Genomic DNA, 13,048 nt, shown 5'->3' on the forward strand with positions numbered 1-13,048 from the left:
AATGAGATGAGGTGAAAATATGAATGCGATGGTAACTAAATTTGAAAAATTTGAGTGGTTAACACATGGTTTAACGGTAAGTTCTCCAGGTTTTGATCCTTACGTGCGTGGCACAGGCGAGCGTTTAAGCTATCAGGATCGTTTAGGTGCGATTGCTGCAATGGATACGCAGTTGGCCAAGTCCGTGACCGCATTGATTGTGTTTGAAAATAAGTCAGCTACAGATTATGACTATATCCGTCAGCATTTGGCAGATATTTTTATTAAACAGGCTGAACGAGATAAAAAGCGTGAACCAGAACGGATCGCCATGTATCACTTGGCCTGGTTGGTATCTAGAATAGTGTTGGATTTCGTTTTAAATCCGGAACTGGAAGAAAATTACACAGCGAAAGGACGTTTGGCCTATGCTGGAATCCATCGCCATCAACTTAATGTAGAGAGCTATCGAAAGACTTGGAAAACTTATGAAAATCTGATGGTTAAAGCATTAGAGTCAGCTATTGAAGAAGCAGAAATCGTGATTGAACAATATCGTAAAAACACTTACAAAAATATGCATAACTAAGGATTCCATTATTTCGGAAAGCACGCTATAGTTTTACTATACTGGTCGTATTAAAGATTAAATATGACAAAGCTTGAAGCTCATCAATAGATGGGCTTTTTTGTTGCCTAATGAAAACTCGGTTCCGTCATGGAGACCGAGTTTTTTTATGTCTAAAACCTGGAATTGGTTTGAAATTTATAAAGAATTTGAGGTATTTGAAAATGAAGAGTACAAATAATATTAGCTATTTAAACCAAGATTTAATGCGTTTTTCTCCCGCTGCTATTGTCCCGTCTTGTATGCAGATCACACCAGATGCGGCGGGTGTGGCCCTGATGGAATCCAGCCCGTATCTAGGTGCCTTAACAGTAGTCGAAGATATACAGGAACCCGCTCTTAGTTATGATGATTATCAGCTCATCCAGTCGCGAAATATGCTTGCTGTGTCTGAAGCTAGATTTATACCAGATATTGCGATCATTCGACCTGTCAGCATGCAGGGTCTTATTGCACCGCTACAGGGCAATCGTGATTACAAAATCAGCATCGGTGAACAGGCTGAGACTTTAATCCTTTTTAAACACGGACAAGATCATGTCACGATTAGTATAGAAGGCAAAAGAGTGTCAATGTTCAGTAGTACTGATTTGCCCATCACCCTAAATGATTTTAATAAAATCGAGAATCTGGTGATTCGGGTAACAGTAAACGCTGTACAGTTGTTAAAAATCAATGATAAGACTGTCCATACACAGGCCTATCAATTAGATATGGATTTCGAATATGTGCAACTGGAGGCAACTGAATTGCCTTATGATCTGTCCAATGTCTTTATCCAGTTTGGATGGGCCGAGCAACTGACCAAGGCACCGTTCTTATCGGCCTATTTTCAGGTATGTCAGGGTAGTTTTTCCTTGAGTAACTCAAATGCATCTCAGCATGCCTTTATGCTTGCTGGACTTGCCTATCCACCAGAAAGAAAGCTGATTGCTGATCAGGTGAAACAGGGATTTGTCATTTACAGTTTATTTGTGGATGAGAAGTTCACGGTGATATTAGGGGATTATGGCAGTATGGATAATGTCACTTTTACGCAAGATGAGCCTTGTTTAAATCCAGTTGTCACTTTTGAAATCACAGGCAAGCATTCGATGAATGTCTATATTGATGGAAAACTGATGGGGAGCTGGGTTTCAAGTCATGGATTAGAGTTACCAGAATTTTATCAAGTTATTGCATTGGATGGGCTGACTCAACTGGATTTTGACTTAAGAGCAGCCTATGCAGCAGTTGGAAAAGAGATCTATGCTGTAAATACAAATAATGCAAAAAACTATGACACAGTGCATAAATACAAGCTTTCGCCTAAGCGAATGAGAACAGGTCATTATTTACCTTTTTCTCATTCGCAGTATTTGCCGCTTTATCCATTGTGACTTTTTTAATGAGTCGGCCTCCCACACGGGAGGTTTTTTTATAGATAAAACATGTGCTGTGATAGGAAGTGAATAACAAGAGTGATGGCTGCAATAAGAATAAGTCGGCCGCTTTATAAAATTACCTTATTTAAATAATGCCCTGTATCGCTCAGGGCTTTTCTTTTTGGAGGAGGAAAATGGTAGACCTCGTTTCAGCGGGTGCAGACATTGCAGCCGCAATAAAATCTTATGGTGTGTTTTTTATTATCTTGATGGCACTCACTTTCATGCTTTTGGCCTGGATTGTTGTTGTGATGACACGGTTGCCAAAATCTAGGCGTGAGTGGGTGGTTTCATTAATTTCTACTTCGGTCGGAAGCATTGCGGGTGGCGGTTTTGTGATTCAGCATTTTGATTTGCAAGACTGGAGTAAGAATATGTTTGGCGCATTTGCCCTCGGCGGCTTGTATTTCCTTTGTGGCTTACCTGTGTGGGCACTCATTCGCTGGACTTTTAACTACATCAACGCAAGAGAAGATTCAACGATTCTAGATGTTGCAAGAGAAGTAAAAGACTTTAAAGACAAATTTTAAATAATAACTTCAATTCAATGCCGCCTTCGGGCGGTTTTTTATTATAAAGAGGAAAAGAACATGACAATTACACAAGATGGTTTTGATATTTTGCGCAAAAATTTTGGCAAGTTGGCACAATCTCAGGTCGATGGCATTAACTTTCTTGTCTCGGTGCTGGCTGAAGATACGGCCATTATAACTACACAGGCGGCTTATATCTTGGCAACGGCCTGGCATGAAACAGCAAAAACCATGCAGCCAGTGATCGAGTACGGCTCTGAAAAATATTTAAAGTCTAAGCAATATTATCCCTATATTGGTTATGGCTATGTGCAACTGACATGGTTGTCCAACTATAAACGCATGGGCGATTACTTAAAAATTGATTTAGTCAAAAATCCAAAATTGGCTTTACAGGCTGATATCGCGGCCCGTGTCATGATTGTCGGTATGAAAAAGGGCATGTTCACAGGTAAAAGACTTTCTGATTACATCAATCAGCATAAAAAGAATTATGTGGGCGCACGCTATATTGTCAATGGAACAGATAAAGCTGAACTGATTGCGAGCTATGCCGAAATCTTTGAACAGGCTTTAGAAGCTTCTGAAGAGGTTGTTTGTCATTAAGCGTATATTCAATCTATTCCCTTTGGAATTCTATACTCACAAATATAAGCGCTCAGCGTTAACTGAAGCTGAGCGCATAAGACTATGCAGTCGCATTAATTAAATGCATCTGTATAGACCACGTTACCTGATGGGACATGTTCAGTAAATGGCAAAATTTGGAAATACGCTGCGGGCACACCTTGTAATACAAGTCTTGCATCTGCTTTAAAACCAAATTTACCGTAATAGTCAGGATCGCCGAGTAAAACACAGCCAACAGCATCTAAATCCTTGAGAGCTTCAAGGCCTGCATGCATCAGTTTTGCGCCAACGCCTTGACCTTGATATTCAGGTAAAACTGAAATTGGCCCTAAGCCATACCAGCCTTTAGTGCCATCTGAGATTTTCACAGGGGAAAATGCAATATGTCCAATTAGTTTATTATTACTGATCGCAACCAAAGATAAACTCAATTGGCCTGAATTACGTAAAGTATTCACAATAAATTGCTCTGTATGACTCGAATGCTCTGCATCGGCGAAAGCCGCTTGCGTTAAGTCAAAAATAGCTTGAATATCGTATAGTTTTTCATCACGAATCTGTATGTTCATCTTTATTTACTCTTGTGTTTCCTGATTTAGGATGGACCGAATCTGCTTGAGAGTGGGGTTGGCTTGAGTGTATTTTTCACCGTAACTAAGATTAAATGCATAATCGAAATTAACAGGGTTAATACCTTGATTATGTTGCAGAATGGTCTCTAACTTATCCAGAGCTTTAACCAATCTGGCTTCAGTTGTTTCTGCATCTTCATATTCTTGCCAAAGTGATCGAATCAACATTTGAGGTTGATCATCTAAACATTCGGTTAATTGATAAAGATCCTGTTTCTCCTGCTGATTCTTCGCTGGAAATTGATCTTTCATAATGGCTGGAATATCACCATGAAGAGCTTCACCTAAGTCATGAATCAGGCACATTTTTAGTATTTTCTCGAGATTAATGTCTTCGAATTGATCTGCAAAAATCATCGCCATTAAGCATAAACGCCAACTATGTTCAGCAGTACTTTCTTGGCGACCATTGGAAGTATGTGAAAATCGCAGCACATTTTTTAGTTTTTCCGCTTCTCGTAAAAAAGCTAAGCGGTTTTGAATTACGTCTAGTTCCATTTTCTTTCTCAAAATAAACCATATGTAATTTGGACAAACCCGATCTAAGATTAGATTGATAGATATCATCAAAGTACAACCAAGGATTTATCCAAACCTATGGTTGTGTTAACGATTGTCTAACTGTGGGCGTACTGATCTAAGCCCATGTAAATTAATTTGATAGGGCTGTCCATTAATGGATTTAATCAGTTTTTTCTTTCTTAGCTTGTTAAAAACGGCAAGGTCGCAATCGGACAGCAAGAAACCTTCTCGGCTATAGCACTCTACAGCGATGATTTGACCTGAGTCATTACGAAGTTTTACGATTTTTCCGCCTTTTGCTAAGACGTGCAGTGTCCGTTGTTCGGACTTAGATAAGTTCATGTTGTTATCCAGATAGAAATAATCAGAGGCAAAGTTAGGCTTAACGCCCAAAAAATCGCGCAGATAACCAATTTCAATGTGCTATTGAAATTTAGTTACCAGATTACTGCTATCTCCAACATAAAATCCTCGATATGGATGCGATACGATGTGTATCGCTGAAAATACTAAAGCAAGATAAATTAAAAAGCAATAATTGTGTGAGAAACACTATTTGAAGTGCAGGCAAAGCTTATCTTTTCGGGCGCTTTTCTTTGAGCTGTAAGTAAGCTGGAACCGATTTTTTAGCTTGATGGCGCAACAGTATTTTAATATACAGCACAATCGCGAAGCAGGCTGTCGCAACCGTCAGCATCAGGCCATTCATATAACTCATGACCGAGCTGACATAACCGATCGTGGCTAAACGGCGTTGCATGCGTTCGACCTGAGTACTGGATTCAACACCGGTAATCGCCCAGGTACATAAGTGTTCGCAGTTGTTAATGATGAGATGGTAGTGATTTTCATGCATGCGTGAGCGCATACGCCGTACTACGGTTCTGGCCTTGTAGCGCGGGGAGTGATAGTCCCTGATATAAATAGGCTTTCCTCGCGCAAAACGCTGGATAGAGGTCATTTCAATCGGATGCTTTTTAAAGATATGGGCAAAACCGGAATAATGAATGACTCGGCCACGTCCTGCATAAATGCCGTGGTGACTATAACCAAAGTGTTTTACGATCAGATGGGCGCCAATTGGAAAGCGCGGATGTCTTTGCTGCATGTTGATACAAGGTTATTGTATTTACACGCTTATTTTAGTGAAAAAATGTGAATCAATCGAGCTTATTTATACACTCAATCCGATGATTATGTGTGGAGTTTGTATCCGTCATTCAGCATGATTTGCTGTTGTGAGAAAATAGCCAGATCTCATCTTAAATATATCGCATAATGAAAATCTGGTTACTGTTCGCCTTTACATTTTTAGCTGTTCCATCTGCATATGCGATGCAGCAGCAAGCTATTCAATTTAATCAGAACAGCTACGATGTCATTAAAGTCGACCACCTGGATCAACTGGAATTATTTTTAAAAAATCCTGAAAGCAATCGCTACTATCAAAAGTTTGCAACTTTACAAAAAGCATTGCCGCCTTGTGCCCAACTCAATTTTGCCATGAATGCGGGAATGTATCATGCTGACTTTCAGCCCGTCGGATTATATGTCGAACAGGGCAAAGAGCTGCGCCAGTTAAATCAGACCCAAGGATTTGGTAATTTCTTTATGCAACCGAATGGAGTTGTGGCGTGGAATGATCGCCGTGCCGTTATCAAAACCACGGCCGATTATGCACATTCAGGTTTTCAGGCACAGTTTGCGACCCAGTCAGGGCCGATGCTGGTCTATCAGGGTAGAATTAATGATCAATTTTTACCTGACTCAACTTCATTTAAAATCAGAAATGGGGTGGGCGTAAAAAATAATGAGCTGTATTTTGTGATTTCACAACAACGGGTAAGTTTTTACCAGTTTGCGCAGTTTTTTAAGCAACAGTTGAAAATAGATCATGCGTTATATCTGGATGGATCGATTTCAAGTATGTATTCAATACAAAACAAACGCCATGATAAGCGATTTAATCTGGGACCGATGGTGGCAGAAGTGAATCGGGAAAAGTGTAAATCTTGATGACACCCTCATCTCCTGATTTTAAGGAGATGAGGGGCTTATTTTTATTGAATCGGTGGTTTGATCATCGCAAGTAACTCTTTGCGGCTATAACCCCGAGAAATCAGTACTTTCTTAATGCCTTTAATGACATCCTCATCTGTTGCTTTGACTAAAGCATCGAGTAGCTGTTCATTGGTTTTGCAAGAACAATCGTTTTCCACGCAAGAAGTCTGGTTCTTGTGTTCGTTATATTGTTCGTCTGCATTGAACAATTTTTGCCAAAAACTCATAGAGCCTTCATTAACAACCTAACATAGCTCGAAATATAGCCACTTTAAAATAAAATACAAGTCAGCTTAAGTGATAAAAGCAGCAGTTGAACTTCAATTTTTTCGATGAGTCTGCTCATCTCAAACGAAATTATGACGGTATCATGACTTGACCTTTGAAAAATATCACTTTTTTATTCATATACTTTGAGCAAAAATAAAGGGTTATTGAAACCCTTTATAATTTATTGTTACGTTGAAATAATTTGTTTAAATCTTCTCAAGTAAAACACCCGACTCAACATGATGGGTAAAAGGGAACTGATCGAACATAGCGAACTGCACAATGCGATGGGTTTGAGTCAGTGTGTTGAGATTGTCATGCAGGGTGTCCGGATTACATGAGATATAGAGAATACGCTTGAATCCCTGTAGCAGTTTCAGCGTCTCATCATCAATGCCTGCACGTGGCGGATCGACGAAAACTGTATCGAAGTCATAGCTTTGAATATCAATTTCAGCTTCTTGCAGGCGTCTAAACTCACGTTCGCCCTGATAGGCTTGGGTAAACTCTTCCGCAGATAAACGCGCTACCTGAATATTCTCAATTTGGTTTTGCTCAATATTCCATTGCGCCGCATAAACCGAAGATTTAGCCAGCTCAGTGGCAAGTACACGATTGAATTTTAAAGACAACGGTAGGGTAAAGTTACCATTACCACAATACAATTCTAAAAGATCTTGTTGAGATCCTTGTGCAGCATCACATGCCCATTCCAGCATATGCTGGCACACTTGTGCATTCGGCTGGGTAAAACTGCTTTCAATTTGTTTGTATTTAAAAGTACGACCATGAACATTGAGCTGCTCAACCACATAGTCAACGCCAATAATCACTTTTTGACCGCGGCTACGCCCCATGATCTTGATATTCAGTTTTTCTGCTAACGTTTTTGCTGCCGTTTCCCATTCTGCGTCCAGTTTACGGTGATAAATCAGCGTAACCAGCATTTCTCCGCTTAATGTTGCAAGAAAATCCGCTTCAAAAATACGTTGCGATAAAACAGGGACTGCTTTTAATTCTTCTAACAGACGAGGCATCAAGTCATTGATGCTTTGGTCGGCAATCGGAAACTCATCCACACGAACAACTTCTTTTTGCTTTCCATCTTCAGCACGTTCAAACATGGCATAGAACAGATCATCTTCGGTATGCCAGAGACGGAATTCGGCACGCATACGGAAATGTTGTTCGGGTGATTGAAACACTTCTAAAGCTGGTGGATTGAACGGGGCAAATTGTGCAGTGATTCGTTCAACTTTCTCTTGAAGTTGCTGCTGGTAAGAGATGGTCATAAACAAAAAAACTATAGGTGAAATCTAAACAGGAATGGTATCAAAAAAAGTGCTACAAGGTGCAGGGAAATTATCAAATTTGCTTATTTGTAAGCTGGATGGGGATTCAGCACATTCTGTATAAATAGTGCTTTAATCTGACGATACTGCTCTGGTGAAGTACCTGAACAACTTTGTTTGAGTTGGTTGTATTGCTGAACCAGCTCTGGGTGACGTCGTAGTTGATCCCGAAAAGTAAGAAAATTTTGAAATTCCGAGCCCGTCACAACGATTTGCAAGGCGACATCATGCGCTTGTGATTGCAACATACATAGCTCATGAGTACGTAATGTATCCAGCTTTTCTTTAAAATTAAGTTGTTGCAATTCTTTAATGGCATCTAAAAACTGTTGAGCGGGGACTTCAATATAAATATCGAGATCACCCTTTGAGATTGCATTGGGGATCGCGGATGAACCAATATGTTCAACAATGGCAAAAGGGATAAGCTGCTTGATCTTCGTTTTATAATCTTCAAAAAGCTGGGCACAGTGAGGCTGATATTCAGTAGCGGGGAAAAACTGCATTTTCAGGTTCTCATTTTTATAATTGCAATAAAGATCAACTAAAACATAATAAAAAACCCGAACCATGTAAACATGATTCGGGTCAGTGAGAGACTTAATATTTCTCGAAAAGACGAATATTAGTCTTCAGATAAAGTCATCAAGCTTGCGTTACCGCCAGCTGCTGCAGTATTCACGCTGATGGCACGTTCAATCACAAGACGTTCTAAAGGAATCTGCTCATTGGTTTGCAGCTGGGTAATGCCAACAATCGCACCTGAACGGGCAGCAACTTTAGTTTGCAAATCTTGCAACTGTTCAACAGAACCATGATGAAGCACGGCATCAAAGGCATCTTTTTCAACGCTTGAAATCACAGTGATTGCATCCAAGACATCTTTTGGTAAAGACGCTTTGTGTTTTACCAAGAATGCATTGTCTTTCAATACCGCCGCTGTACTACTAACAGCGAAAATCGCAAGCAATTGTTGAAGCTGGCTAGCATCATCATTGGCAATCGAAAGCACACGATGACGAGGCAGGATAATGTACTGGTTACTTTCGCCAGTCGGACCTTGCAACTCGTAGAATTTACCTACGCCAAACGCTGGAATTGTCGGTACTGCTTGAGCCATGTGTTGTTTTGCCCAAGCCAGCAAGCTTTGGTAAGCCACATTGGATACCGCATCAAACTGAGAGATTTCAGCTTTTACCGCAAATGGGGTCGCCAATACTTTCTCTGAACAATGTTCCATCAAACGGTACATATAAAGTGGACCACCCGCTTTCGGACCAGTACCAGACAAGCCTTCACCACCAAACGGCTGTACACCTACCACTGCACCGACGATGTTACGATTGATGTATAAGTTACCCACTTCAGCACGTTGAATCACCGTATTAATGGTTTCATCGATACGGGTATGTAGACCCATGGTCAAACCGTAACCTTTGGCGTTGATACGATCGATCAACTGCTCAAGTTCACCGTACTTATAAGTGATGATATGCAATACCGGACCAAATACTTCACGCTCAAGGTCATCAAGGTTTGGTAATTCGATTGCTGTTGGCGGAACGAAAGTACCTTGTGCAAGTGCCTGTTGGCTTGCAGCATCGTTGAACATCAATTGATGAACAGGGTAACCCTTAGATTTCATCTTTTGAATGTGCGTATCGATGGTTTGTTTCGCTTCAGTATCGATCACAGGACCAATGTCGGTTTTTAAGATCGCAGGGTTGCCGACGATCAACTGTTGCATTGCACCTTTCAACATTTTGATGACGGTTGCAGCGCTGTCTTCCTGTACACATAAGATACGAAGTGCAGAACAACGTTGACCGGCACTGTCGAATGCAGAACTGACAACATCGAGAACCACTTGTTCAGTCAGTGCAGAAGAGTCTACGATCATCGCATTTTGACCACCGGTTTCCGCGATTAACGGAATAGGTTGACCATTTGGAGATAAACGTTTTGCTACCGTCTTTTGCAAGATTTTTGCAACTTCAGTCGAACCTGTGAACATGATGCCTTGGATGCGGTCATCCTGGCTCAATTGCGCACCGACTGTTTCACCACGGCCTGGAACAAGCTGTACAGCGCCGTGTGGCACGCCAGCTTCCCAAAGCATTTGCACCGCTTGTGCTGCAATGAGTGGTGTTTGTTCTGCCGGTTTGGCAATAACACAGTTACCGCTTACCAATGCCGCTGCAATCTGACCCGAGAAAATTGCAAGAGGGAAGTTCCATGGGCTGATACACAATACGGTACCTAATGGCTTCACCTGTGCATTTGCAGGCAGGTTTTCAATTTGAGTTGCGTAGTAACGTAGGAAATCGACCGCTTCACGAACTTCTGCAATCGCATTGGCATAGGTTTTACCACTTTCGCGGCACAGTAAAACCATCAACTCTTGAATACGGGCTTCCATCAAGTCAGCAGCACGTTTTAAGCAAGCAGCACGCTCAACTTTATCAGTTGCTGCCCAGCTTTGTTCTGCTTGTGCTGCAGCTTCTAAGGCCAGTTGTACATCAGCGCTGGTTGCTTCATTAACATAACCGACAACTTCACTGTTTTGTGCAGGGTTTGTAATTGCAAGCGCATTACTTTCATCATGGACTGCTGATTCAAAACCAAGTAAAGGGGCACTTTTCCAAATCTGGTTACGTAGCTTCTGTGCGGTCGCATCCAGGTCTGCTAATGGTTGATCGTTATTGAGATCAAAGCCATTTGAGTTTGGACGTAATGGATAAAGATCATGCGGAAGTGGAATCGCTGGGTGTTTTAAACCAAGCTGGCCTTCGTCTTTCGCTGAAGTTTGAATATCTTTGATTGGAGATTGAATTAAATCTTCAACTTTTAAAGTTTTATCCGCAATACGGTTGACGAATGAGGTGTTGGCACCATTTTCAAGTAAACGACGGACCAAGTAAGCCAACAAAGTTTCATGGTTACCCACAGGTGCGTAAACACGACATGGCACACCAAGTTTATTGTCTTCTTTAGAACCAACCACTTGTTCGTACAATGGCTCACCCATACCGTGCAAGCATTGGAACTCGTATTGACCTGGATAATATTTGCTTGGATCAGCCAAGTTGTAAATCGTTGCAAGCGATTGCGCATTATGTGTTGCAAACTGCGGATACACTTGATCTGGTGCAGCAAGTAATTTTTTCGCACACGCAATGTAAGACAAGTCAGTGTGAACTTTACGGGTAAACACAGGGTAGTCGGTCATGCCATCGATTTGCGCTTTCTTGATTTCGCTATCCCAATACGCACCTTTCACCAAACGGATCATCAGGCGTTTGTTACTGCGTTTTGCAAGATCAACGATGTAATCAACCACATAGAAACAACGCTTTTGGTAGGCCTGAATCACGAAACCAATACCTTTCCAGTTGGCAAGTTTCGGTTCGAAACATAGGCGTTCAAGCAATTCAAGCGAGATTTCCAAGCGCTCAGATTCTTCAGCATCGATGTTTAAACCGATATCGTATTGTTTTGCCAAGCACGCCAGTTCAAAAACTTTGTTGTAAAGTTCATGATGAACACGGTCAATTTGCGCACGTTGGTAACGCGGGTGCAATGCAGAAAGCTTGATTGAAATACCGGGGCCGTCATAGACACCACGACCGTTCGATGCTTTACCAATGGCATGAATGGCTTGGGTGTAGTCGTTGTAATAACGCTCAGCATCATGTTCAGTTAGGGCAGCTTCACCCAACATGTCGTATGAGTAGCGGAAACCCTTGTGCTCAAATGGTTTCGCATGTTCAAGCGCTTCGCCAATAGTTTCGCCGGTAACGAATTGCTCGCCCATCATACGCATGGCAACGTCAACGGCTTTACGGATGATACCGCGACCACTGCGTGCCAAAAGGCCAGTTAAGACACTTGATAAACTGGTTTGCTTCGGCGTTTCCATCAACTTACCAGTTAACATCAAACCCCAGGCAGCGGCATTGACGAACATCAGGTTACTTTGACCAACGTGTTCTTTCCAGTTGCCTTGGTTGATTTTGTCACGGATCAATAAATCACGCGTTGCAGTATCTGGAATACGAAGCAAAGCTTCTGCCAAACACATCAGTGCTACACCTTCTTGTGAAGAAAGTGAAAATTCTTGAAGTAAACCTTGAACGATACCAGCTTTGCCCGCTGAACTTTTACGCTCACGCAAATTGTGCGCTAAGCTAAATGCGAGCTCATAAATTTTATGGTCTAGTTCAGGGGAAATGTTGGCTGCTTCAGCAAGTACAGCGACTGCTTCAGGCTCTGCACGGCGCCATGCCGTATTGATGCGTTGCTCAAACTCACTTTTTTCTTTAAATTCGGTGATATAACCGTCTGCGTGAGCTGTGTCCATTTGTGCGGGAGTATCCAATGTATTCATGCTAAATTCCAATAACAATCTCTAAAACATATTGAGCAGAGAGGTTTAGATAATTTATGATTACAGAATAAATCCCGAGTAACTCACTATAATTTGCTTATTTTTTAGAGGAAAATTCAGTTGAATGGCCCTATTTATACATTAGATCGAACGGATCTGAAAATTCTGGATATTCTTCAAACAGATGGAAGGATTTCCAATAGTAAATTGGCGGAACTCGTGAACCTGTCACCGACTGCGGTGATGGCGCGCGTGCAGAAATTGACGAAGGATGAGTTTATCTTGGGGTATGAGGCGAAACTGAATCCGAATAAGCTCAATGCCAATTTTCTGGTCTTTGTGGAAGTTCTGCTGGATAAGACCACACCGCATGTACTGGATGATTTTATTGACGCAGTCACGCAGTATCCTGAAATCGTGGAATGTCATATGGTCAGTGGCGGTTTTGATTTTCTGATTAAATTGCGTAGTGAGGGAATGGAGGAGTTCCGTCGCATTGCAGGACAGATTTTATGGCAGTTGCCAGGAGTGAAGGAAACCCGTAGTTATCCTGTGATGCAGGTGGTGAAAGACAGCTCGAAAATAAAAATTAAATCACGGACAAAATTTTAAATAAAAAAAAGGGGCTCG

The 13,048-nt window shown here is 41.5% G+C and carries 12 protein-coding genes and 1 pseudogene; 6 read left to right on the top strand and 7 right to left on the bottom strand.

Features of this window, described 5'->3' with window-relative positions:
- The first annotated feature begins 19 nt into the window (after positions 1-19).
- From MSG93_RS03270 to MSG93_RS03285, 4 genes are all read left to right on the top strand, one after another.
- Positions 20-568 carry a hypothetical protein gene (locus MSG93_RS03270; protein ID WP_324620563.1) on the top strand — a complete coding sequence of 183 codons (549 nt, stop codon included), beginning with the start codon at positions 20-22 and terminating at the stop codon, positions 566-568.
- Positions 569-771: 203 nt separating this feature from the next.
- Entirely contained in the window at positions 772-1,986 is a 1,215-nt protein-coding gene (locus MSG93_RS03275) for a hypothetical protein (protein WP_032872201.1), read from the top strand.
- A 179-nt stretch (positions 1,987-2,165) separates the two neighbouring features.
- Positions 2,166-2,561, top strand: a complete 396-nt coding sequence (locus MSG93_RS03280) for a hypothetical protein (RefSeq protein ID WP_005229953.1) — start codon at positions 2,166-2,168, stop codon at positions 2,559-2,561.
- 60 nt (positions 2,562-2,621) lie between these two features.
- Positions 2,622-3,170: a hypothetical protein gene (locus MSG93_RS03285; protein ID WP_005285275.1), complete on the top strand. Its 549-nt coding sequence runs from the start codon at positions 2,622-2,624 to the stop codon at positions 3,168-3,170.
- Positions 3,171-3,265: 95 nt separating this feature from the next.
- Here the strand turns inward: MSG93_RS03285 and MSG93_RS03290 are convergent.
- The 3 genes and pseudogenes from MSG93_RS03290 to MSG93_RS03300 form a co-directional block, all read right to left on the bottom strand.
- A pseudogene (locus tag MSG93_RS03290) lies at positions 3,266-4,324 on the bottom strand (bifunctional HD family hydrolase/N-acetyltransferase).
- A gap of 108 nt (positions 4,325-4,432) precedes the next feature.
- Positions 4,433-4,690 (bottom strand): YjhX family toxin, encoded by a 258-nt coding sequence (locus MSG93_RS03295; RefSeq protein ID WP_005285282.1) that lies wholly within the window; start codon positions 4,688-4,690, stop codon positions 4,433-4,435.
- 232 nt (positions 4,691-4,922) lie between these two features.
- Positions 4,923-5,456 carry a lecithin retinol acyltransferase family protein gene (locus MSG93_RS03300; protein WP_005285285.1) on the bottom strand — a complete coding sequence of 178 codons (534 nt, stop codon included), beginning with the start codon at positions 5,454-5,456 and terminating at the stop codon, positions 4,923-4,925.
- A gap of 170 nt (positions 5,457-5,626) precedes the next feature.
- Here MSG93_RS03300 and MSG93_RS03305 point away from each other — a divergent pair, with 170 nt between their 5' ends.
- Positions 5,627-6,364 (top strand): phosphodiester glycosidase family protein, encoded by a 738-nt coding sequence (locus tag MSG93_RS03305; protein WP_324620564.1) that lies wholly within the window; start codon positions 5,627-5,629, stop codon positions 6,362-6,364.
- 44 nt (positions 6,365-6,408) lie between these two features.
- On the opposite strand, the gene MSG93_RS03310 is transcribed toward MSG93_RS03305, so the two are convergent.
- From MSG93_RS03310 to putA, 4 genes are all read right to left on the bottom strand, one after another.
- Entirely contained in the window at positions 6,409-6,636 is a 228-nt protein-coding gene (locus MSG93_RS03310; protein WP_004653128.1) for a hypothetical protein, read from the bottom strand.
- A 249-nt stretch (positions 6,637-6,885) separates the two neighbouring features.
- Positions 6,886-7,971: a tRNA (uridine(54)-C5)-methyltransferase TrmA gene (gene trmA / locus MSG93_RS03315; protein ID WP_324620565.1), complete on the bottom strand. Its 1,086-nt coding sequence runs from the start codon at positions 7,969-7,971 to the stop codon at positions 6,886-6,888.
- A gap of 83 nt (positions 7,972-8,054) precedes the next feature.
- Positions 8,055-8,537, bottom strand: a complete 483-nt coding sequence (locus MSG93_RS03320; protein WP_324620566.1) for a GrpB family protein — start codon at positions 8,535-8,537, stop codon at positions 8,055-8,057.
- 119 nt (positions 8,538-8,656) lie between these two features.
- The gene (gene putA, locus MSG93_RS03325; RefSeq protein WP_324620567.1) at positions 8,657-12,418 is read right to left on the bottom strand and encodes a trifunctional transcriptional regulator/proline dehydrogenase/L-glutamate gamma-semialdehyde dehydrogenase; all 3,762 of its coding nucleotides are present in this window, start codon (positions 12,416-12,418) and stop codon (positions 8,657-8,659) included.
- Positions 12,419-12,538: 120 nt separating this feature from the next.
- Here putA and MSG93_RS03330 point away from each other — a divergent pair, with 120 nt between their 5' ends.
- On the top strand, positions 12,539-13,030 hold the full coding sequence (locus MSG93_RS03330) for an Lrp/AsnC ligand binding domain-containing protein (protein WP_324620568.1): 492 nt from the start codon (positions 12,539-12,541) through the stop codon (positions 13,028-13,030).
- The last annotated feature ends 18 nt before the right edge of the window (positions 13,031-13,048 follow it).

The sequence above is a fragment of the Acinetobacter sp. IK40 genome, from assembly GCF_035615075.1.
Classification (GTDB): domain Bacteria; phylum Pseudomonadota; class Gammaproteobacteria; order Pseudomonadales; family Moraxellaceae; genus Acinetobacter; species Acinetobacter courvalinii.